Source organism: Pseudacidovorax sp. RU35E (assembly GCF_900156165.1).
GTDB lineage: Bacteria > Pseudomonadota > Gammaproteobacteria > Burkholderiales > Burkholderiaceae_C > Xenophilus.
The window spans coordinates 30,933-50,228 of the sequence record NZ_FTMY01000004.1 but is presented as its reverse complement, the minus strand read 5'-3'; the positions used below and the strand labels follow the sequence as shown (position 1 = coordinate 50,228).

Genomic DNA, 19,296 nt, shown 5'->3' with positions numbered 1-19,296 from the left:
GTCAGGCGTCGAAGCGCAGCACGCCGTCCAGGGCCTTGCGGATGCGGGCTTCCTGTTCGGGCGTGGTCGGCGGCATGGGCGCACGCGGCAGGCCGGTGGGGCAGCCCTGCAGTGCGATGGCGGTCTTGAGGTTGGCCGGCAGGTTGTCGGCCACCACGGCGTTCCAGAAGGCGAGCATGGAACGGTGCATTTCCAGCGCCTTGACGTGGTCGCCAGCCTGCACGGTGTTCCACAGGTTCACGCACACGCCCGGCAGCGCGGCCGGCGTGGCGGCGATGGTGCCGTGCGCGCCCAGCGCGAAGGAGGAGTACAGCAACGCGTCGACGGCCGAGAAGACCTTGCAGCCTTCGGGCACGCCCAGCACCAGGTCGGCCATGAGCTTGAGGTCGCCCTGGCTCTGCTTGATGCCCTGCACACCCGGCAGCTCCTTCATCAGGCGGATCATCTGCGCCGGGTTCAGGTAGTTCCACGGCACGACGTTGTAGATGATGACCGGGATGTCGACGGCCTCGGTCAGTGCCTTGAAGTGCCGGAAGGTGGCCTCTTCGTCGGGCTTGAAGAGGTAATGCACCGGCGTGACCTGCAGCGCGGCGATGGGCAGGTGGGCGATGGACTTGGCACGGCGGATCGCCTCGCGGGTGCTGTTGGCGATGATGCCGGCCACGATGGGCACGGCGCCGTTCACCTCTTCCACCGTGATCTCCAGCAGGCGCTGGAACTCCTCGGCGGTGAGCGTGTGGCCCTCGCCGCTGCTGCCCCCCGGGCACACGCCGTGCACGCCCTTGGACAGGTTGAAGCGGATGACCTGCCGGTAGGCCGCCTCGTCGATGTCGCCGTCGGCGGTGAAGGGGGTGACGAGGGGCGGGATGACGCCCTGGAGCTGAAGAGCCATGGTGATTCCGTGAAAGGAAAGAGGGTTCGAGGTCGATGGCCGGTGAAGGCCCGGCCGCGGCGCGCCGCCTGTTCGCTGCGCTGTGATGCAACTATAAGCGCACTGACATGTTAGCTAAACGTCAGTGATAACCCGAACTGCGTTCACCGATGCCCGGACGGTGCGAGTCCACGTACCATGGCCCCATGCGCAGCACCGCTCCGGCCCGTCCCTCTTCCCGTCCCGCCCGCTCCACGGCCACGCCCCCGCCCCCGCCCCCTTCACCGGCCGGAGAGCCGGTGGCACAGCGCACCCTGGCCTACCACGGCTTCCGTCAGCAGATCATCGATGCGCGCATCCGGCCGGGGCAGTTCGTCTCGCAGCGCGAGCTGATGGAGCTGCTGAAGATGCCGCTGGCGGCCGTGCGGGAACTGGTGCCGCGGCTGGAGGCGGCCGGGCTCATCAAGACGGTGCCCAAGCGCGGGCTGCAGATCGCGCCGGTCGACCTCAAGCTCATCCGCAACGCCTGGCAAGTGCGCGCCATGGTCGAGCGCGAGGCGGTGCAGCACTTCGCGGCCACGGCCAGCCCGGCCACGGTGACACGGCTGATCGAGCAGCACGAGGCGATCCTGCAGCGGGCGCTGCAGCCCGAGCCCGATGCCACGCTGGAGAAGGATGCGCAGGCCGTCGACTGGGGCCTGCACGACACGATGGTCGACGCCATCGGCAACGAGATCCTGTCGGAGATCTACCGCGTCAACAGCCTGCATGTGCGGCTGATCCGCTATGACGCCGACTCGCTGCGCCCCATGCAGGTGGTGCCCGCCATGCGCGAGCACCTGGACTTCCTGCATGCGCTGGCCGAGGGCGACCGCGCGGGCGCCCTGGCGCGGATGATGGCCCACATCGAGCAGTCCAAGCACCGTGTCCTCACGGGCATGCTGCAGACGCAGTAGGCGTCCGCAACTTTAGGGCCGTCCCCGGCCCCAAGGCGAAGGCCGTCAGGCAGCGGGCGCGACCGACGCCCCCTCGATTCCATGCCGCGCCAGCGCTTCAGCCACGAAGCCGCTGGCCTTGGCCTCTTCCACGAAGGCGGCCAGCGCGGCGGCCGCGGCCTCGCCCCGGCTGGCGGGCGTGCCCATGGCTTGCTGGATCACCATGAAGCGGCCTGGCAGCAGGCGCAGGCCGCCGATGCGCGCGGCGTCGGCCTGCAGTTGCTGCTTGACGCCGGCGGCCACGTCCGCGCCTTCGGCGATGAAGCTGTCGACCACCGCCGGCGAGGTGGGCGCGCGCTCGATGGTGGCGGCCTGGAGCTCGCGCGTCAGGTACAGGTCGTAGGCGCTGCCCCTGCCCACCATCACGCGGGTGCCGGCGCGGTCCACCTCGTCGTTGGATTGCAGGGGCGAGGCCTCACGCACCAGGTACGCGCCCTCGATCAGCACATAGGGTGCGGTGAAGCGGATGCCCTCCCCGCGCAGCGGGTCGATGGCGAAGAAGCCGATGTCGGCCTCCTCGGCCTTGACGGCGGCCACCGACTTGCCGGCGGCGTCGAACACCACGAGCTCGATGCCCACGCCCAGCTTCTGTGCAAAGGCCCGCGCCAAGTCCACCGACACGCCACCCACCTCGCCCGTGTCCGGGTGGCGGTTGGCCAGAATGGGGTTGCCCAGGTTGATGGAAGCGCGCAGGACGCCGCACGGCGCGAAGGTGGCGACGAGGGCCGGGTCGATGTCGGGCATGGCAGGCTCTTTCTCAGGACACAAGAGGACGGAACAGGCCGGCGGCGGGTGCGCCGCACAGGTCGATCATTGTCTGCTCGGCCACCGTCTCGCCGAACCACGCGGCAATGGCGGCGCGGCGCTCGCCCACATACTGGGGCCGGCCGTGCGCATCGAGCCGCATGCTCAGGTCGTGGCCCGGCACCAGCAGCGTGCCGGGCACGGCGCGCCACAGCGCCCAGATCCGCGCCAGCGATTCGCGGCTGGCTGCGTGGTCCAGGCTGGCGTCCACCCGCATGCCGATGAGCTCGGCGCGGTTCTTGGCGGCGTCGCCGGTGAAGAGCACAGGCGACGCGCCCGCGCCTTCGAGCAGAAAAACGAGGTGCCCGGGTGTGTGGCCGGCCGCGCCCACGGCCCGCAGGCCCGGCAGGCATTCGTCGCCGTCGCGCAGCAGGCGCACGCGCGGGCTGGCGCGCAGCTCGCGCACGTACAGCTCCGGCAAGGGGTTGAAGCCCGGCGGCTGGGCGGCGGCCCAGGCCAGCTCGGCCTCGCCGATCCAGACCGTGGCCTGCGGGAACAGCGTGAAATTGACGGCATGGTCGTAGTGGGCATGGGTGAGCACGACGTCCGTCACGTCCAGTGGCGCCACGCCCAGGCGGGCCAGTTGCCCCGCAAGTTCGCGCCGCACGCCGAAGGCGCCCACGTCCAGCAGCGCCATGCGGCCACCGCCGCGGATCAGCGTAACGGTGCTCCAGCCCAGACCGCCATGGCAGACGGCGCGGCCCGGAAAGCCCTGCACCAGCACATCAATGTGGTAGTCGGGCATGGTCATTCGGCGCGGATGTGGGCGTCGCGGATCAGCTTGCCGTAGGCCGCATGCTCCTGCGCCACCAGCCGGGCGAACTGCTCGGGCGTGCCGCCCACCAGCTCGTAGCCGCCGTCGGTCTGCAGCCGCTGCACCACCTCGGGCAGGCGCAGGGCCGCCACCAGCTCGCGGTGCAGCCGCCCGACGACGGCGGCGTCGGTGCCGGCCGGTGCGAACAGGCCCTGGAACTGCGTGACCACGAAGCCGCCGAAGCCCAGCTCCTGCATCGTCGCCACCTCGGGCAGCAGCGGCGAGCGGCTCGGACCTGACACGGCCAGCGGCCGCAGCTTGCCGCTGGCGATCTGCGGCGCGGCGGTGACCACCGTGTCGAAGGTGCAGGACAGCTGGCCGCCCAGCACGTCGGCCAGGGCCGGCGCGTTGCCCTTGTAGGGCACATGCGTCATCTCGGCGCCGGCCATGCGCGCCAGCATGGCGCCCGCCAGATGGGCGCCGCCGCCGATGCCGCTGGAGCCATAGCTGACGCGACCGGGCGCGGCCTTCGCCGCCTGCACCAGCTGCTTCACATCGCGCAGCGGAGAGGCCTGGGCCACCACCAGCACGTACTGGTAGCTGGTGGCCTGGGACACGGCCCGCAGATCCTTCAGCGGGTCATAGGGCAGCGAGGCATACAGCGCGGGGTTGGCGACGATGGGCCCGCTGGCGGTAAACAGCAGCGTGTCGCCATCCGGCGCCGCCTTGGCCACCGCATCGGTGCCGATGTTGCCGTTGGCGCCGCCGCGGTTGTCGATCACCACCGGCACGCCCAAGGCCTGCCCCATGGGCTTGGCCAGCACGCGCGCCGTGATGTCGGCCGCGCCGCCGGCGGCATAGGGCACGATCAGCCGGATGGGCTTCGCGGGCCAGGCCGGGCGGCGCTGTGCGCCAGCGGGTAGTGCACAGGCGGCCAGGGCCGCGCCGGCGCCGGCCAGGACTTGTCTGCGTGTGAAGGTCATGGTTGTCTCCGTGCATGTCGCCACGCCGCGACTCGGCGGCAGGCTCGGGATGGGGCGCTGCCCGGGCGCCCGAGCGTTCAGGCCGGCACGCGCGCCGCGTGGCGCTGCAGCAGGGCCAGCGCGGCGGGGTCGACGGCCACGCCCTCGACACGCTGGCGGGCCATGTTCCGCAGCTCGATCTCGCCGGGCACGATGACCGGCCGGCCGGCGTCCACCGGCGCGCTGCCGTGCAGGATCTGCGCGAAGTCCTGCATGCGCGCAGCCAGCCAGCCCGCCGATCCCAGGCGGCGCGTGTCGATGAGCACGAAGAAGTGGCCCAGGTTCTGCGGCTCGTCGGGCGCATCGACCCAGGACTTCACATGCGTCAGATAGGCCGCATCGGACAGCAGGCCGGCGAACAGGTCGACCAGCAGGGCCAGTCCGTAGCCCTTGTGGCCGCCAATAGGCAGCAGGAAGCCGTCCAGCGCCGCACGCGGGTCGGTGGTGGGGCGGCCCGCCTTGTCGGTGGCCCAGCTGTCGGGGATGGCCTGGCCGGCCTTCAGCGCATTGCGGATCTTGGCACGGGCGACCACGCTCATCGCCATGTCGAGCATGAAGTGCGCCCCGTCGGCACCGGGCACGCCGAAGCCCAGCGGACTGTTGCCCAGCCGTGCGTCGCTGCCGCCCCATGGCGCGATGGTGGTGGTGGCATTGCTGCCGATCATGCTGGCGAAGCCGGCTTCGGCCGCGATCCAGCTGTACGGTGACACCGGCCCGAAGTGGTTGCTGCCCCGCACGAAGGCCGCGCCGATGCCGTGCTCGCGCGCCAGTTGCATGGCGGTACGCAGTCCATGCATCCCCACCAGCGGACCGACGCCATTGGCGCCATCGAGGCGGGCCAGCGCCGGTGCCACGCGCTCGGTGGCGATCTCCGGCCGGCAGGTGATGCCGCCCAGTTCCAGCCGCTCGCCATAGGACTCGATGCGGCCCAGGCCGTGGGTGGACAGCCCGAACAGGTCGGCCAGCAGCAGCACCTGCACCACGTCCGCGGCATCGGTGGCGGGCAGGCCCAGGCCCTGGAAGGCGCGTTCGCCCAGGGTGCGCAGTTCGGCCTCGGGCAGGCAGGGAAAGGTATCGGCGCGTGCGTTCATGATGGTCGCGATCGGAATGGAATGAAGGAAAGAGAAAGCGGGACCAACTCAGTCGGCCGTGAGGCGGGCGCTGCGCACCACCTCGCCCCAGCGCTTCTGCTCGGCGACGATGAAGCGGGCGAATTCCTGCGGGCCGAGCGGCGTGGGCGTGCTGGAGTCCTCGGCCAGGCGATGGACCACGGCCGGCGTGCCCAGGGCCTTCACGGCCTCCTGGTACAGCCGCTCGACGATGGGTGCGGGCGTGCCGGCAGGCGCCAGCAGGCCGAACCATTGCGAGCTTTCGAAGCCCGGATAGCCCAGCTCGGCCACGGTGGGCACGTCGGGGATGGCGGGCAGCCGCGCGGCGGCACCCACGGCCAGGATGCGCAGCCTGCCGGCCTTCACATGCGGCAGGAAGCCCGGCAGCCCGGCCGAAGCCGCCTCGATGGTGCCGGCCAGCAGGTCGGTCATCTGCGCGCCGGTCCCCTTGTAGGGCACATGGGTCACGTCGATGCCCGCACGCAGCTTGAGCATCTCGAAGGCCAGGTGACCCGCGCTGCCATTGCCCGCGGAGCCATAGTTGAGCCGGCCCGGCACGGCCTTGGCCTCGGCGATGAAGGCCGGCAGCGTGGCCGAGCGGTCCCTGGGGCCGACGGCGAAGAGCATGGGCACCCGCGTGAGCAGAGCCACGGGGGCGAAGTCCCTGGCCGGGTCGTAAGGCAGCTTCGCCATCATGGCCGGGTTGACCGCCAGCGTGCCCACATGACCGAGCACTACCGTGTAGCCGTCGGGCGTGGCACGGGCCGCTTCCAGCATGGCGATGGTGCCCTGTCCGCCGGCCTTGTTGTCGACGAAGACCGACTGGCCGAGCGACTTGCTCATCTCGCCGGCCAGCGCCCGGGCGATCACGTCCGAGCTGCCGCCGGGGCCGTAGGGCACGATCAGGCGGATGGGCCGTTGCGGCCAGGATGCAGACGGCGCGGCGAGGGCTGCGCCGCCTGCGGCGGCCAGCGCCAGGGCGCACAGCGCGCGGCGGCCGATGCGGCGGGGAAATGAAGAGCGATTCATGGGCTTGCCTTTTTCAAGCGGCCGACCGTGCGGGGCGCCGTCGGCGCGCCAGGCCTGCCTGTCTCCGTGGATGGCCGTGCAGCGCAACTGCCGGCCGTGGATGAATGATCGAGACCACCATTGCCGGTGTAAAGTGCAAATATCCGAGGCATTCTTGCGTTCACAACAAGAATCGCCACCCTCCCCCAGTCCCATGAACTTCGACCTCGCCGACCTGCGCGCCTTCCTTTCCGTCGCCGACCTTGGCAGCTTCCGCGCCGCCTCCGACGCGCTGCACCTGTCGCAGTCGGCCCTGTCGCGGCGCATCGACAAGCTCGAGGACGCGCTGGGCGTGGCGCTGTTCAACCGCACCACGCGCAAGGTCGAGCTGACGGTGGTCGGCCGCACCTTCGTGCACAAGGCGCGCAACGTGCTCAACGAACTCGACAGTGCCCTGCTCGGCATCGAGGACGTGGCGGCCCGCCTGCGCGGCGAGGTCACGCTGGCCTGCGTGCCTTCGGCGGTGGGCCACTTCCTGCCCGCCGTGGTCGACCGCTACCACAGCCGCTATCCGGCCATCCGCATCCGCGTGCTCGACGAGGCCTCCAGCGACGTGCTGCTGGCCGTCACGCGCGGGGACGCCGACTTCGGCCTCACCTACATTGGCACGCAGGAGGCCGATGTGGACTTCCGGCCACTGATGGACGACGCCTTCGTGGTGGCCTGCCCGGCGGGCCATGCGCTGGCCCGCCGAAAGATCGTTCGCTGGCGCGAGCTCGGCGAGCATGCGTACATCGCGCTGGCCCAGGGCAGCGGCAACCGCTTCCTGATCGACCAGGCCCTGGCCCAGGCGCCCGAGCGCCCGCGCTGGTTCTGCGAGGTGAGCCACGTGCCCGCGCTGGTGAGCATGGTGGAGGCCGGCGTCGGCATCGCGGTCGTGCCGCGCATGGCGCTGCCGCCCACCGGCAAGGGCAACGTGGTCGCCGTCCGCCTGGTCGAACCCGCGATCGTGCGCACGCTGGGCCTCATCTCGCGCCGCGGCAAGGTGCTGCCGCCGGCGGCGCAACTGCTCTACGACCTGATCGTGCAGGGCGCGCAGAAGCGCAGCGCCTGAGGCCGTGGGATGATCGCCGCGGCCGCGCGCACGCCACTGAAAGGCTTTTGACAGCTTGGTTTGCGCACCATCGCAATTCGTGGCCTGCATCGCACCGGCCGCGTTCGACCCCTGTACAGGCGGGCATTGCCACAGCACCCGCACAGCCCCGGAGACACATGCCATGAACCTCGAGCCGCTCGCCCACCCCGCCCTGCCCACCCGCCGCCGCCTGCTGCAAGGCGCGGCCGCCTCCGTCGCTGCCGGCGCCCTGCCCCACCTGGCCTTCGCGCAGGACAACTGGCCCACGCGCCAGGTGCGCTTCGTGGTGCCCTTCGCACCGGGCGGCTCGTCCGAGATCGTGGCGCGCTCCACCGCGGCCGAGCTGGGCAAGACGCTGGGCCAGAGCGTCTACGTCGACAACAAGCCCGGCGCCGCCGGCAACATCGCCATGCAGGACGTGGCCCGTGCCGACGACCAGCACACCATCATCCTGGGCCACATCGGCACGCTGGCGGTCAATCCGTACATCTTCGCCAAGCTGCCCTACGACCCCAACAAGGACTTCAAGCCCGTCAGCCTGCTGGCCAAGGTGCCCAGCCTGTACGTGATCCATCCGGATGTGCCGGCCAAGAACCTCAAGGAGTTCATCGCCTATGCCAAGACCCGCCCGGGCCGCCTGAGCTACGGCTCGGCCGGCAACGGCAGCGCCGGCCATCTGGCGATGGAATACCTGAAGATGAGCGCCGACATCTTCATGCTGCACGTGCCCTACAAGGGCACCGGCCCCATGCTCACCGACCTGATGGCCGGCCGGCTGGAGGCCTCGGCCATCGGCGCGGCGGCCGTGATTCCCTTCATCAAATCGGGCAAGCTGCGCTGCATCGCCACCGGCTCCACGCGGCGCCTGCCGCAGTTGCCCGACGTGCCCACGGTGGCCGAGCAGGGCTTCCCGGGCTTCGAGATGACGCAGTGGTACGGCATGATGGCCCCGGCCTCGATGACGCCGGCCCACCTGGCCAAGCTGTCGGTCGAGACCATGAAGGCGGCCAAGTCGCCCCCCGCGCTGGAGCGCATGAACGCCGATGCGGCCGAGGTGGTCGGTGGCACACCGGAGCAGTTCGCGCAGTTCATCGCGGCCGAACAGGCCCGCTGGCAGAAGGTCATCGCCCGGGCCAACATCAAGCCCGATTGAGCGGCGCCGCCGGCTGCCGCCGCGGCCCGGGCCGCGGCTAGCATCGGCCCCCATGCGCATCCTCCTGGCGGAAGACGAACACACCCTCGGCACCTGGCTGTGCCGGGCGCTGGAGCATTCGGGCATCCAGGTCGAATGGGTGGACGACGGCCGCCTGGCCGACCGCGCCCTGCAGCAGCGCGACCATGACGCCGTGGTGCTCGACCTGGGCCTGCCGGGCCTGGACGGCCATCGCGTGCTGCAGCGCCTGCGCGAGCGCGACCAGCGCATCCCGGCGCTCATCCTCACCGCCCGCGATTCGGTCGACGAGAAGGTGGCGGCGCTCAACGCCGGCGCCGACGACTTCCTCGCCAAGCCCTTCGCCCTCGCCGAGCTGGAGGCGCGGCTGCATGCGCTGGTGCGGCGCGCGCGCGGCGTGGAGCATCCGCGCCTGGCCTGCGGCCCGCTGGTGTACGACGGCACGCGCCGGCAGTTCACGCTGCATGGCGAGGTGCTGGCCCTGTCGCCGCGCGAGTCGGCCGTGCTGCGGGTGCTGGCGCAGCGCACGGGCGAGCCGCTGTCCAAGCAGCAGATCATCGACCGCGTGTTCTCGGACCAGGACGACGTGCACCCCGAGGCCGTGGAGGTGCTCGTGTACCGCCTGCGCAAGCGCCTGGAGGGCAGCGGCGCGCGCATCGTCACCCTGCGCGGGCTGGGCTATGTGCTCGAGCCGGACTGAGCCTTCTCCCACCACGGGCGGGCCACGCACGCGCATCGCGCGCTGGCTGCGGCGCAGCAGCCTCTGGCAGCGGCTCGCGCTGCTGCTGCTGCCGGGACTGGCGGCCGTCACCACGCTGGAGCTCTGGATGACGCGGCACGACGCGCTGGAGTCCGCCAACGCCGCCTACGACCGCTCGCTGCTCGGCGCCCTCAAGTCCATCGACGCCAACATCTCCACCGCCTCGGGCGGCCTGTCGCTGGAGATGCCCTTCACCCTGCTCGAGTTCTTCGAGCTGACGGCCAGCGGCCAAGTGTTCTTTCGCGTGGCCACCTCGGACGGGCTGGTGGAGCTGGGCAGCGCCGACTTTCCGCCGCCGCCCACGCCGCCGCCCATGGGCGTGCCGGTGTTCTACGACGCCAGCTATTTCGGCGAGCCGGTGCGGCTGGCGGCCTATCAGCGCGCGCTGGACCATGCGCCGGCCGGCAGCACCGCGCGCAGCGTGATGATCCAGGTGGGGGAAAGCACGCGCTCGCGCCAGACCTTCAGCGCCCGCTTCGTGCGCAGTGCGGCCCTGCGCGACCTGCTGGTGCTCCTGCTGCTGCTGGGCGGCACCACCGCCGCCCTGCTTGCCGCGTTGCGTCCGCTGTCGCGCCTGGCGCAGGAGGTGGAGGAGCGCGCGCCCGAGGACCTGAACCGCATCTCGCAGGAGAACCTGCCGGCCGAGATCCGCCCGCTGGTGGCCGCCGTCAACCGCCACATGGCGCGCACGCAGGAGCTGGTGGCGCTGCAGCGCCAGTTCCTGGACGACGCATCGCACCAGCTGCGCACCCACCTGACCACGCTGCAGATGCAGGTGGACTACGCGCGGCGCGAGCAGGACGCGGCCAAGGTACAGGACGCGCTGGCCGCCCTGGAGGCGGAGATCGCCAGCGCCACGCGCAGCGCCCAGCAGCTGCTGGCGCTGGGCCGCAGCGACACGGTGTCGGTCGAGTCTGCCGCCTTCGGCGCCGACGAGCTGCTACGCGAGGTGGCGCTGCAATGGCTGCCCGCCGCCCGCCGCAAGCGCATCGACCTGGGCATCCAGCCCGAGGAAGGCGCCGCGCGGGCCATCGGCGACCGCCACCTGCTGCGCGAGGCCTTCGCCAACCTGGTCGCCAACGCCATCGCCTACGTGCCCGAGGGCGGCACGGTCACGCTGCTGTCGGGCAGCGACGAGCAGGGCTGGTACCTGGCCGTCGAGGACGATGGACCCGGCCTCGGCGAAGAAGACCGTGCACGGCTGGGCCATCGCTTCCAGCGCGGAAGCGGCGCGCGGCCCGGCGGCTTCGGGCTCGGCCTGGCCATTGCGCGCTCCGTCGCCCAGCGGCACGGGGGCGACCTCTGGCTGATGGACCGCGGCAGCCTGCCGGGTCTGCACGCCGAGATCCGGTGGCCGCGCGACCGCCGTGCCGAGGCCACGAGAACGACAGGAGACCCGCATGACACGTCCGCCACTGCCGCCCCGGGCTGAGCGCCGCCGGCTGATCCTCGGCGCCGCGGCGACCCTGGCGCTGCCGGCCGCACCGTGGCGACCGGCCCTGGCCGCGACACCGGCGGACACCACGGCGAGCCCGGCCGATCCCAGCCGCCTGCCGGCCGACTGCGTCATCCCGGCGAAGGCCGGCGGTGGCTTCGCCCTCACCTGCGCGTTGGCGCGCGATGCGCTGCAGGCGGTGCGGCCGCAGCGCGCGCCGCTGGGCCAGCGCTTCCTGCCCGGCGGCATCGGCGCCGTCGCCTTCGACCAGGTGGCCACCGGCCGCCTGGGCGGGGCGGGCACGCTGGTGGCGTTTTCCGGCGGCTCGCTGCTCAACATCGCGCAGGGCCGCTTCGGTCCGCATCCGGTGTCGGCCGTGCGCTGGCTGGCGCTGCTCGGTGCCGACTACGGAGTGATCGCCGTCCACCGCGACTCGCCCTACCGCCGGCTGCAGGACCTGGTGCAGGCGCTGCGCGCCAACCCGGCCCGCATCGCCTTCGGCGCGGGCGGCACCGTCGGCAGCCAGGACTGGGTCAAGGCCGCGCTGCTGGTGCGCGCCAGCGGCGGCGACCACCGGCGCATGCGCTTCGTGGCCTTCGAGGGCGGTGGCGACGCGCTCAACGCCCTGCAGGGCCGGCATGTGGACGTGTTCTGCGGCGATGCGGCCGAGGCCGCGCAGGCCGTGGACGCGGGCGCCGCCCTGCGCTTCCTGGCGGTCTTCTCGGCCCAGCGCCTGGGCGGCGTGCTGCAGGGCGTGCCCACCGCGCGCGAGCAGGGCATCGACATCGTCTGGCCCACGGTGCGGGGCCTGTACGTCAGCGCCGATGTGCCCGAGCCGGCGCTGCAGGCCTGGACGGTGGCCTTCGATGAGGCGACCAAGGCGCCGGGCTACGCGCAGCTGCTGGCCCGCCATGCGCTGTACCCCTTCGCGCTGACCGGTCCGGCGCTCGACCGCTACGTGGCCGACGAGATCGACAAGTACCAGGCGCTGGCCGCGGAACTGGGTCTGCGGCGCTGGGGCCGCCCCGGCAGCTAGCGCCGAGTGAGGGCGAGCCCCACGCAGGCCCTACTGGATGACCCCCGCCGCCACATTGATGGACAGCGCCAGCACCACCATGTTGAAGCCGAAGGAAAGCACGCTGTGCAGCAGCGTCAGCCGCCGCATCTGGCGCGTGGTGACCTGCACGTCCGACACCTGCGAGGTCATGCCGACCACGAAGGCGTAGTACATGAAGTCGGCGTAGTCGGGCTCTTCCTTGCCCGGGAAATCCAGCCCGCCCTCGTCCGGCGTGCCATCCTCGCGGTAGTAACGGTGGGCATAGTGGAAGGCGTAGACGGTGTGGATCATGAGCCACGAACCCGCCAGCGCCACCATGCCCAGCACGATGTGCGCGCCGCGTTCCACGCCGCCGAGCTGCTTGACCTGCTGCAGCAACAGGCCGATGGCGATCACGCTGCTGACGATGGCGGCCGAGACGATGGCCAGGATGATCGGCCCCGGCGGGTCGAGCGAGCGCGCCCGGGCCTTGACCTGGGCCGCGTCGAAGATGCGCGCCTGCCAGCAGGCCCAGCCCAGGTAGGCGGCAACGGCGGCACACCAGCCAAGCAGGCCGGCCGGCCGCGCGGCCATTCCGCCACCCAGGCAGAGCCCCGCCACGGCCAGGCCGGCCAGGGCCCCGTAGCCCAGGCGCTGCGAGCCCCCCACATGTCGCAAATGCCGTTTCATGCCGGCGACTCTAGCGGCAGCCGGCTGGCGCCCATCTGACCCGCGGAACGATCGGCGTGGCGACCTACACCGGTGCGCAGATCCGCTGCTAGCTTGCCTTCTCGATCAAAGGAGCACGCGCGATGACGACGTCGATCAAGACCGGCGACAAGGTGAAGTGGGAAACGTCCCAGGGCGAGACCACCGGCAAGGTGACACGCAAGGTCACCCATACGGCCCATGTGCAGGGCCACGAGGCCAAGGCCTCTCCTGCCCATCCTCAGTACGAGGTCGAGAGCAGCAAGACCGGCAAGAAGGCGATCCACCATGCCGACGCATTGAAGAAGGCCTGAGGTCATGACGCAGGCACAGGAACACAGCGCCAGCCAGACGCTGAGCGACTTCAAGGACGTGGTGAACATGACACCCGCCCGGCTCGAACGGTGGCTAGAGACGGAGGACTCGAAGACCGTCGGATTCAAGGGCAGCAGCGGCGGCGAATCGGTCGGCCACCGTTCCGGCCGGCGGATCGTGCGGCTGCTCAGGAAGAAGATGGAGGACCTGACGCAGGGCGACCTGGCCCACATGCGCAAGGTCGTGGGCTATGTGAAGCGGCACCTGGCGCAGCGCCCCAGCGGCGCGGTCCGCGACACGCCCTGGCGCTATTCGCTGATGAACTGGGGCCACGACCCGGTGGGTCGCTGACCGGCCAGCCCGCCGTCGGCGCGGCTTCCTTCGGTCAGAGCGCCCAGCTCGCCGCCATGCTGGGCCGCTGACGGAAGTCCTCGTACCAGGCGGCGGTGGGCGCATGGCGTTCCCGCCAAGCCAGGTCGGGAAAACGCAGATCCAGATACCAGAGCGCGCAGCCCACGGCCAGCGTGCCGAGGTCGACGCGACCGGCGAGTAGCTGCGGTTCGGCATCCAGATGGGTGAGCGAGGTCTCGATCTTGTCCAGCTGGCCGGCGCGCCATTGCGGCCACCGGATGGCTTCGGGGCGGGCCGTGTCCTCGTAGCGCGCGAGCAGCGCCGCATCGAGCATGCCGTCGCCCAGCGACTGCAGGGTGAGCGTGGCCCAACGCGCGGGGCCCGCCGCCGGAATCAGCCGCCCGCCCGCCTGCACGTCGAGGTATTCGCAGATGACGCGGCTGTCGTAGAGCACCTGGCCATCGTCGGTGAAGAAGGTCGGCACCTTGCCCAGCGGGTTGTGGCCAATGATGGCCGCATCGCGCTGGATGGGGTGTGCGCTGGACGGCAACAGCGCGATCTTTCCGTCCATGCCCAGCTCATGCGCCGTGACGAGGCATTTGCGCACGTAAGGGGAGAAGGGTGAGAACAGGATCTTCATGCAGAGGACTCCGTGTCAGGGGACGTCGGGTTGGAGGGGGCCACCGGTCGCACGAGGGCGAGCGCTGGGCAGGCGTGATGTCGCGCGCAGCATAGCGGCGCATGTGCGCCCGCGAGATGCCGGTGCGGCGTCGGCCGGGGCTGGACCTCAGGAAGTGGGGCAACCTGGAGAAACAGCCACCCTAGGCCAAGCATCGACCCTGCACGTTGCAGCCATTTTTCGCCTTCAACCGGCACGCCTAGCATCGTTGACACAGGAAATCGTTGATCCAACGCCAAAGCGTGTTGGAAATTGCAGGATATGTGCGCACCGCTTTGCCTACAGTAGAGGCACGTTTTTCACCCCCAACACCTGGAGCCAACGATGTCCGACCTCTTCGACAACCCCATGGGCCTGTGCGGCTTCGAATTCGTCGAATTCGCTTCTCCCACGCCGAATGTCCTGGAGCCCCTGTTCGAGAAGATGGGCTTCACGCTGGTCGCCAAGCACCGTTCCAAGGACGTGCTGCTCTATCGCCAGGGCGGCATCAACTTCATCGTCAACCGCGAGCCGCGCAGCCCGGCCGCCTACTTCGCCGCCGAGCACGGTCCCTCGGCCTGCGGCCTTGCCTTCCGCGTGAAGGACTCGCACCACGCGTACCAGCGCGCCCTGGAGTTGGGTGCCCAGCCCGTCGAGATCGCCACCGGTCCCATGGAACTGCGCCTGCCGGCCATCAAGGGCATCGGCGGCGCGCCGCTGTACCTGATCGATCGTTATGAAGACGGCAAGTCCATCTACGACATCGACTTCGAGTTCCTGCCCGGCGTCGAGCGCCACCCGCAGGGCCACGGATTCCAGGTGGTGGACCACCTGACGCACAACGTCTACCGCGGCCGCATGAGCTACTGGGCCGACTTCTACAGCAAGCTCTTCAACTTCCGCGAGATCCGCTACTTCGACATCAGCGGCGAGTACACCGGCCTGACCTCCAAGGCCATGACCGCGCCCGACGGTCTGGTGCGCATTCCGCTGAACGAGGAATCGCGCCAGGGCGGCGGCCAGATCGAGGAGTTCCTGATGCAGTTCAACGGCGAGGGCATCCAGCACATTGCCCTGCTGACGGACAACCTGCTCGAGTCCATCGACCGGCTGCAGATGGCCGGCGTGCCGCTGCTCACGGCGCCCAACGACATCTACTACCAGAACCTGGACAAGCGCCTGCCCGGCCACGGCCAAGCCGTGGGCGAGCTGCAGGCCCGCGGCATCCTGCTGGACGGCACCACCGAAGGCGGCCAGCCGCGCCTCTTGCTGCAGATCTTCTCGGAGCCCACGCTGGGCCCGGTCTTCTTCGAATTCATCGAGCGCAAGGGCGACTACCGCGAAGGCTTCGGCGAGGGCAACTTCAAGGCCCTGTTCGAGTCTCTGGAGCGTGACCAGATCAACCGCGGCGTGCTCAAGGTGGACGACAAGGCCGCCGAGAAGGAAGCCGCGTGAGCACGGCACCTGCCCGGCTCGACGGCGAGGCCCTGGCCGCACCGCTCAAGGCCTTGCCGCACTGGCGGCATTCGCCGGAGCGCGGCGGCCTGATCACGGCCGAATTCGTGTTCGCCGACTTCGTGACCGCCTTTGGCTTCATGGCCCAGGTCGCCCTCCATGCAGAGCGCATGAACCACCATCCCGAGTGGTTCAACGTCTACAACCGCGTGCAGGTCACCCTGACCACGCACGATGCCAACGGCCTGTCGGCCAAAGACATCGAGATGGCCGGTTTGATGGACCGGCTGGCCACTGCCCTCGGCGCCCGCGCCCCCGCCTCCACCTAGGAGCTTTCCATGCTGCAGACCTCCGACACCGCGCCGGCCAAGCATGGCCTGGCGGCGGGGAGCGAACACGCCCCCGCGCGACCCGACTGGACCATCGACCAGGACTGGGGCCGCTACACCGCCGAGGAGCACGGCGTGTGGCGCACGCTCTTCGAGCGCCAGAGCCGGCTGCTGCCCGGCCGGGCCTGCGACGAATTCATCCGCGGCATGCAGGACCTGCCCATCGGCCCCGAGCAGATTCCGGACTTCGAACAGATGTCCAAGGTGCTGCGCCAGCGCACCGGCTGGGAGGTGGTGGCCGTGCCGGGCCTGGTGCCCGACGACGTGTTCTTCGAGCACCTGGCCAACCGCCGCTTTCCGGCCGGCCAGTTCATCCGCAAGCCGCACGAGCTGGACTACCTGGAAGAGCCCGACGTCTTCCATGACGTGTTCGGTCATGTGCCGATGCTGATGAACCCGGTGATCGCCGACTACATCCAGGCCTACGGCGAAGGTGGCCTCAAGGCCAACCGCCTGGGCATGCTGGAGAAGCTGGCCCGGGTGTACTGGTACACGGTGGAGTTCGGCCTGGTGCAGCAGAGCGACGGCCTGCGCATCTACGGCGCGGGCATCGCGTCATCGTTCAGCGAGACGCGCTTCGCGGTCGAGTCCGATTCGCCCAACCGCGTCCGCTTCGAGCTGGCGCGCGTGATGCAGACGCACTACCGCATCGACGACTTCCAGGAAACATACTTCGTGCTGGGCCACCTGGACGAGCTGCTGGAGCTGGCCCGCATCGACTTCGCGCCCCTTTACCAGCGCCTGGCCGGTGCGGCGGAGCATCAGCCGGGCGACGTGCGGCCCGGCGACACGGTGCTCACCCGTGGCAGCGGCCACTATCACGCGACGCGCCGCAACCCGGCCACGGCCTGAAAGAACGCCAGTCCATGACGACCCCCTCCCCCACCCGGAAGACCGTGCTGATCACCGGTGCGTCCGGCCAGCTGGGCCGCGCCGTCGCGCAGGCCTTCCTCGACCAGGGCGCGCGGCTCATCCTGCTGGACCGCCAGCGCGGTGAGCTGCCCGATGGCCAAGACCTGCGCCATGTGATGGTCGACCTCGCCGACCGCGAACAGGTCGTGCAGCGCATCGGCGAGGCCGCCGCACAGATGGGCGGCCTGCACACGGTCTGCCACATCGCCGGCGGCTTCCGCATGGGCGAGGCGGTGCACGAGACCAGCGCCGCGACCTGGGACTTCCTGATGGACCTCAACGCCCGCTCGCTGCTGCATGTGGCCGCGGCCACCGTGCCGCTGCTGCTCGCGCAGGGCGGCGGCCAGATCGTGACGGTGGGCGCCGGCGCCGCCGCGCGCGGTGGTGCGCAGATGGGCGCCTACAGCGCGTCCAAGAGCGCGCTGATCCGCCTGACCGAATCGATGTCGGCCGAGCTGAAGGACCAGCGCATCCGGGTCAACTGCGTGCTGCCCTCGATCATCGACACGCCGGACAACCGGCAGTCCATGCCCGAGGCCGACTTCGGCCGATGGGTGACGCCCCAGGCCCTGGCGGAGGTGATCGCGTTTCTGGCGTCCGATGCGGCGCGCGCGATCCACGGCGCGGCGATTCCGGTCAGCGGACGGGTCTAGGCCGGCCGCGGCCCGGCGGCAGCACCGCCCACGAATGGCCGCCCGGCGCCAGCGGCCGCGTCGGGCGACTCCGGCAGGCCCGCAGCGCCGCAGATGCACACCCAGGCACGCCATTCCTCGTCCGTGAGGCGGCCGGCCGCGCGGGCCGTGTCAACGAACTGCGCACGGTCGGTCATCAGGCCCAGCTTGCGGATGTCGCAGACCAGCGACTTGAAATGCTCGATGGCATGCGCCGGATCGGCCGCAATGATGTGCAGCGGCAGCTTCGACAGGTCGGCCGCCATCTCCCGTGCACGCTTGGCCTCCTGCATGAGCACGTCCACGTCCTCGGCGGACAGGTGCAGCCGGCGTGCCTCGCGGTTGACGATCTCGGCTTCTTCCTCCGAGAGCACGCCGTCGGCCAGCATGTCGAACAGCTCCTGCCGCAGCGCGTCCCGCTCCTTGTGCAGCTGGTCCGAGAAGGCCGAGGACAGGAGCGCCGCCGGGATGGCGAAGATGCCGATGCCGATCAGCGCCAGCACGATGGTCACCGCCCGGCCCGCCGGCGTGACCGGCGTGATGTCGCCATAGCCGACCGAGGCCAGCGTGATCACGGCCCAGTAGATCGACTGCGGGATGTTCTCGAACTTGTCGGGCTGCGCGTCGTGTTCGAACACATAGCCCAGGCTGGCGGTCAGCACCACGAGCAGCAGCATGATGAAGGCGGCGGCAGCCATCACCGGCCATTCCCGCCCGATCACCTTGGCGAGCGTCCGCGTGGCATCGGTGTAGCGCGTGAGCTTGAGCAGGCGCAGCAGGCGGAAGATCCGCAGGAAGCGCAGGTCCAGCACGTAGTGGAAGAAGGCCTCCAGGAAGAAGGGCAGGATCGCCAGCACGTCGATCACCATGCCCGGGCTGCGCGCCTGCCGCAGCCGCCCCACCAGCGGCCGCTCGAAGCCCGGCTCCTCGACGCAGCCATACAGGCGCAGGCACAGCTCCAGCGTGAAGACCGACACCACCGCGATGTCCAGGGCCACCAGCTCCAGATGGAACCGGTACTCGACCCACTGCACGGACTCGAGGATGACCGCGATCACCGACAGCAGGACGCAGCCCGCGATCACAAAGTCGAAATGGCCGTGCAGCCGCCCGCCGTACGGACTGGCGAAGACCAGCGCATGCGCCTTCTGCCGCAGGCTGCGGCCCTGGTTCAGCTGGCGGAACTCGGCAAAGGCCGGCACGAGGAAGCGGAACAGCTTGAGCGTGCGCAGCAGGCGGAACACCCGCAGCGCACGCAGGTCGATGGGCATGAACGCATGCAGCAGGCTGGGCAGGATCGCGACCAGGTCGAGCACCGCATAGGGATTGCGGGCGAAGGCCAGCCGGGGCCGGCGCGCGGCGGCGAACTGTGGGTCCTCCGGCGCCGTGTAGAGCCGCAAGGCGTATTCGAGCGTGAACACCACGAGCGAGGCCAGGTCGAAATGATGGAGCCAGGGCGCCGCGGTCTCCGGCAGCACCCGGCCGAACTCCAGGACCGCCACGACCAGGTTGGCGCCGATCATCCAGGCCACCATGCGGTCGAAGCCGCGCTGGACGTTGCGGCCGTTGGTCGGATCGAGCAGCCAGGCCCACAACCATCGGCGCAGCGATTGCCGCGGATGGAGTGCATCGGCTTCGCGTCGGGCGCGCTCTCCGATAAGGGCGGGCACGGCGCCCCGCCCGGCATGGCGGTAGGAGCGCGGCATCGGCTCGGCGGACGGATGCTCGGTCATGGGC

Annotated in this window: 21 protein-coding genes; 12 read left to right on the top strand and 9 right to left on the bottom strand. The window is 70.5% G+C overall.

Annotation, left to right across the window (positions count from 1 at the left end):
- Nucleotide 1 precedes the first annotated feature (1 nt).
- A complete protein-coding gene (locus BXA03_RS07990; RefSeq protein WP_076505913.1) occupies nucleotides 2–892 on the bottom strand; it encodes a dihydrodipicolinate synthase family protein in 891 nt (296 codons plus the stop codon).
- Nucleotides 893–1,170: 278 nt separating this feature from the next.
- On the opposite strand from BXA03_RS07990, the gene BXA03_RS07985 reads away from it, so the two are divergent.
- Nucleotides 1,171–1,827, top strand: a complete 657-nt coding sequence (locus tag BXA03_RS07985) for a GntR family transcriptional regulator (RefSeq protein WP_076505911.1) — start codon at nucleotides 1,171–1,173, stop codon at nucleotides 1,825–1,827.
- Nucleotides 1,828–1,872: 45 nt separating this feature from the next.
- Here BXA03_RS07985 and BXA03_RS07980 read toward each other — a convergent pair whose 3' ends face one another.
- The 5 genes from BXA03_RS07980 to BXA03_RS07960 form a co-directional block, all read right to left on the bottom strand.
- A complete protein-coding gene (locus BXA03_RS07980) occupies nucleotides 1,873–2,610 on the bottom strand; it encodes a transporter substrate-binding domain-containing protein (RefSeq protein ID WP_076505909.1) in 738 nt (245 codons plus the stop codon).
- Nucleotides 2,611–2,623: 13 nt separating this feature from the next.
- Complete coding sequence (locus tag BXA03_RS07975) at nucleotides 2,624–3,421, bottom strand: MBL fold metallo-hydrolase (RefSeq protein ID WP_234983630.1); 798 nt, start codon at nucleotides 3,419–3,421, stop codon at nucleotides 2,624–2,626.
- On the bottom strand, nucleotides 3,418–4,407 hold the full coding sequence (locus BXA03_RS07970) for a Bug family tripartite tricarboxylate transporter substrate binding protein (RefSeq protein WP_076505905.1): 990 nt from the start codon (nucleotides 4,405–4,407) through the stop codon (nucleotides 3,418–3,420). Before BXA03_RS07970 ends, BXA03_RS07975 begins: the two co-directional genes overlap by 4 nt.
- Before the next feature lie 77 nt (nucleotides 4,408–4,484).
- Nucleotides 4,485–5,537, bottom strand: a complete 1,053-nt coding sequence (locus BXA03_RS07965; protein ID WP_076505903.1) for an Ldh family oxidoreductase — start codon at nucleotides 5,535–5,537, stop codon at nucleotides 4,485–4,487.
- A gap of 48 nt (nucleotides 5,538–5,585) precedes the next feature.
- The gene (locus tag BXA03_RS07960) at nucleotides 5,586–6,584 is read right to left on the bottom strand and encodes a Bug family tripartite tricarboxylate transporter substrate binding protein (protein WP_076505901.1); all 999 of its coding nucleotides are present in this window, start codon (nucleotides 6,582–6,584) and stop codon (nucleotides 5,586–5,588) included.
- A 193-nt stretch (nucleotides 6,585–6,777) separates the two neighbouring features.
- Here BXA03_RS07960 and BXA03_RS07955 point away from each other — a divergent pair, with 193 nt between their 5' ends.
- The 5 genes from BXA03_RS07955 to BXA03_RS07935 all read left to right on the top strand — a co-directional run bounded on the left by BXA03_RS07955 (nucleotide 6,778) and on the right by BXA03_RS07935 (nucleotide 12,100).
- Nucleotides 6,778–7,677 carry a LysR family transcriptional regulator gene (locus BXA03_RS07955; protein WP_076505899.1) on the top strand — a complete coding sequence of 300 codons (900 nt, stop codon included), beginning with the start codon at nucleotides 6,778–6,780 and terminating at the stop codon, nucleotides 7,675–7,677.
- Nucleotides 7,678–7,840: 163 nt separating this feature from the next.
- Nucleotides 7,841–8,851 (top strand): Bug family tripartite tricarboxylate transporter substrate binding protein, encoded by a 1,011-nt coding sequence (locus BXA03_RS07950; RefSeq protein ID WP_076505897.1) that lies wholly within the window; start codon nucleotides 7,841–7,843, stop codon nucleotides 8,849–8,851.
- 52 nt (nucleotides 8,852–8,903) lie between these two features.
- Complete coding sequence (locus tag BXA03_RS07945) at nucleotides 8,904–9,569, top strand: response regulator (RefSeq protein WP_076505895.1); 666 nt, start codon at nucleotides 8,904–8,906, stop codon at nucleotides 9,567–9,569.
- On the top strand, nucleotides 9,550–11,061 hold the full coding sequence (locus BXA03_RS07940) for a sensor histidine kinase (RefSeq protein WP_076505894.1): 1,512 nt from the start codon (nucleotides 9,550–9,552) through the stop codon (nucleotides 11,059–11,061). Before BXA03_RS07945 ends, BXA03_RS07940 begins: the two co-directional genes overlap by 20 nt.
- Complete coding sequence (locus BXA03_RS07935) at nucleotides 11,030–12,100, top strand: Bug family tripartite tricarboxylate transporter substrate binding protein (protein ID WP_083715950.1); 1,071 nt, start codon at nucleotides 11,030–11,032, stop codon at nucleotides 12,098–12,100. The genes BXA03_RS07940 and BXA03_RS07935 overlap by 32 nt, the downstream gene beginning before the upstream one ends.
- A gap of 30 nt (nucleotides 12,101–12,130) precedes the next feature.
- Here BXA03_RS07935 and BXA03_RS07930 read toward each other — a convergent pair whose 3' ends face one another.
- On the bottom strand, nucleotides 12,131–12,790 hold the full coding sequence (locus BXA03_RS07930; protein WP_076505893.1) for a DUF1345 domain-containing protein: 660 nt from the start codon (nucleotides 12,788–12,790) through the stop codon (nucleotides 12,131–12,133).
- Nucleotides 12,791–12,912: 122 nt separating this feature from the next.
- Here BXA03_RS07930 and BXA03_RS07925 point away from each other — a divergent pair, with 122 nt between their 5' ends.
- Together BXA03_RS07925 and BXA03_RS07920 are read left to right on the top strand one after the other, a co-directional pair.
- On the top strand, nucleotides 12,913–13,122 hold the full coding sequence (locus BXA03_RS07925) for a hypervirulence associated TUDOR domain-containing protein (protein WP_076505892.1): 210 nt from the start codon (nucleotides 12,913–12,915) through the stop codon (nucleotides 13,120–13,122).
- Between the two features lie 4 nt (nucleotides 13,123–13,126).
- Entirely contained in the window at nucleotides 13,127–13,474 is a 348-nt protein-coding gene (locus BXA03_RS07920; protein WP_076505891.1) for a DUF3140 domain-containing protein, read from the top strand.
- 34 nt (nucleotides 13,475–13,508) lie between these two features.
- On the opposite strand, the gene BXA03_RS07915 is transcribed toward BXA03_RS07920, so the two are convergent.
- The gene (locus tag BXA03_RS07915) at nucleotides 13,509–14,114 is read right to left on the bottom strand and encodes a glutathione S-transferase (protein ID WP_076505890.1); all 606 of its coding nucleotides are present in this window, start codon (nucleotides 14,112–14,114) and stop codon (nucleotides 13,509–13,511) included.
- 363 nt (nucleotides 14,115–14,477) lie between these two features.
- Here BXA03_RS07915 and hppD point away from each other — a divergent pair, with 363 nt between their 5' ends.
- Genes hppD through BXA03_RS07895 form a run of 4 tightly spaced genes read left to right on the top strand, consistent with a single transcriptional unit; the run spans nucleotide 14,478 to nucleotide 17,541 of the window.
- On the top strand, nucleotides 14,478–15,587 hold the full coding sequence (gene hppD / locus BXA03_RS07910; protein WP_076505889.1) for a 4-hydroxyphenylpyruvate dioxygenase: 1,110 nt from the start codon (nucleotides 14,478–14,480) through the stop codon (nucleotides 15,585–15,587).
- Nucleotides 15,584–15,916, top strand: coding sequence for a 4a-hydroxytetrahydrobiopterin dehydratase (locus tag BXA03_RS07905; protein ID WP_076505888.1), 333 nt, complete (start codon nucleotides 15,584–15,586; stop codon nucleotides 15,914–15,916). The genes hppD and BXA03_RS07905 overlap by 4 nt, the downstream gene beginning before the upstream one ends.
- Nucleotides 15,917–15,925: 9 nt before the next feature.
- The gene (gene phhA, locus BXA03_RS07900) at nucleotides 15,926–16,828 is read left to right on the top strand and encodes a phenylalanine 4-monooxygenase (RefSeq protein ID WP_076505887.1); all 903 of its coding nucleotides are present in this window, start codon (nucleotides 15,926–15,928) and stop codon (nucleotides 16,826–16,828) included.
- A gap of 14 nt (nucleotides 16,829–16,842) precedes the next feature.
- Complete coding sequence (locus BXA03_RS07895) at nucleotides 16,843–17,541, top strand: SDR family oxidoreductase (RefSeq protein WP_076505886.1); 699 nt, start codon at nucleotides 16,843–16,845, stop codon at nucleotides 17,539–17,541.
- Here BXA03_RS07895 and BXA03_RS07890 read toward each other — a convergent pair.
- Nucleotides 17,538–19,292 (bottom strand): ion transporter, encoded by a 1,755-nt coding sequence (locus tag BXA03_RS07890; protein ID WP_076505885.1) that lies wholly within the window; start codon nucleotides 19,290–19,292, stop codon nucleotides 17,538–17,540. The genes BXA03_RS07895 and BXA03_RS07890 overlap by 4 nt on opposite strands.
- Between the last annotated feature and the right edge of the window lie 4 nt (nucleotides 19,293–19,296).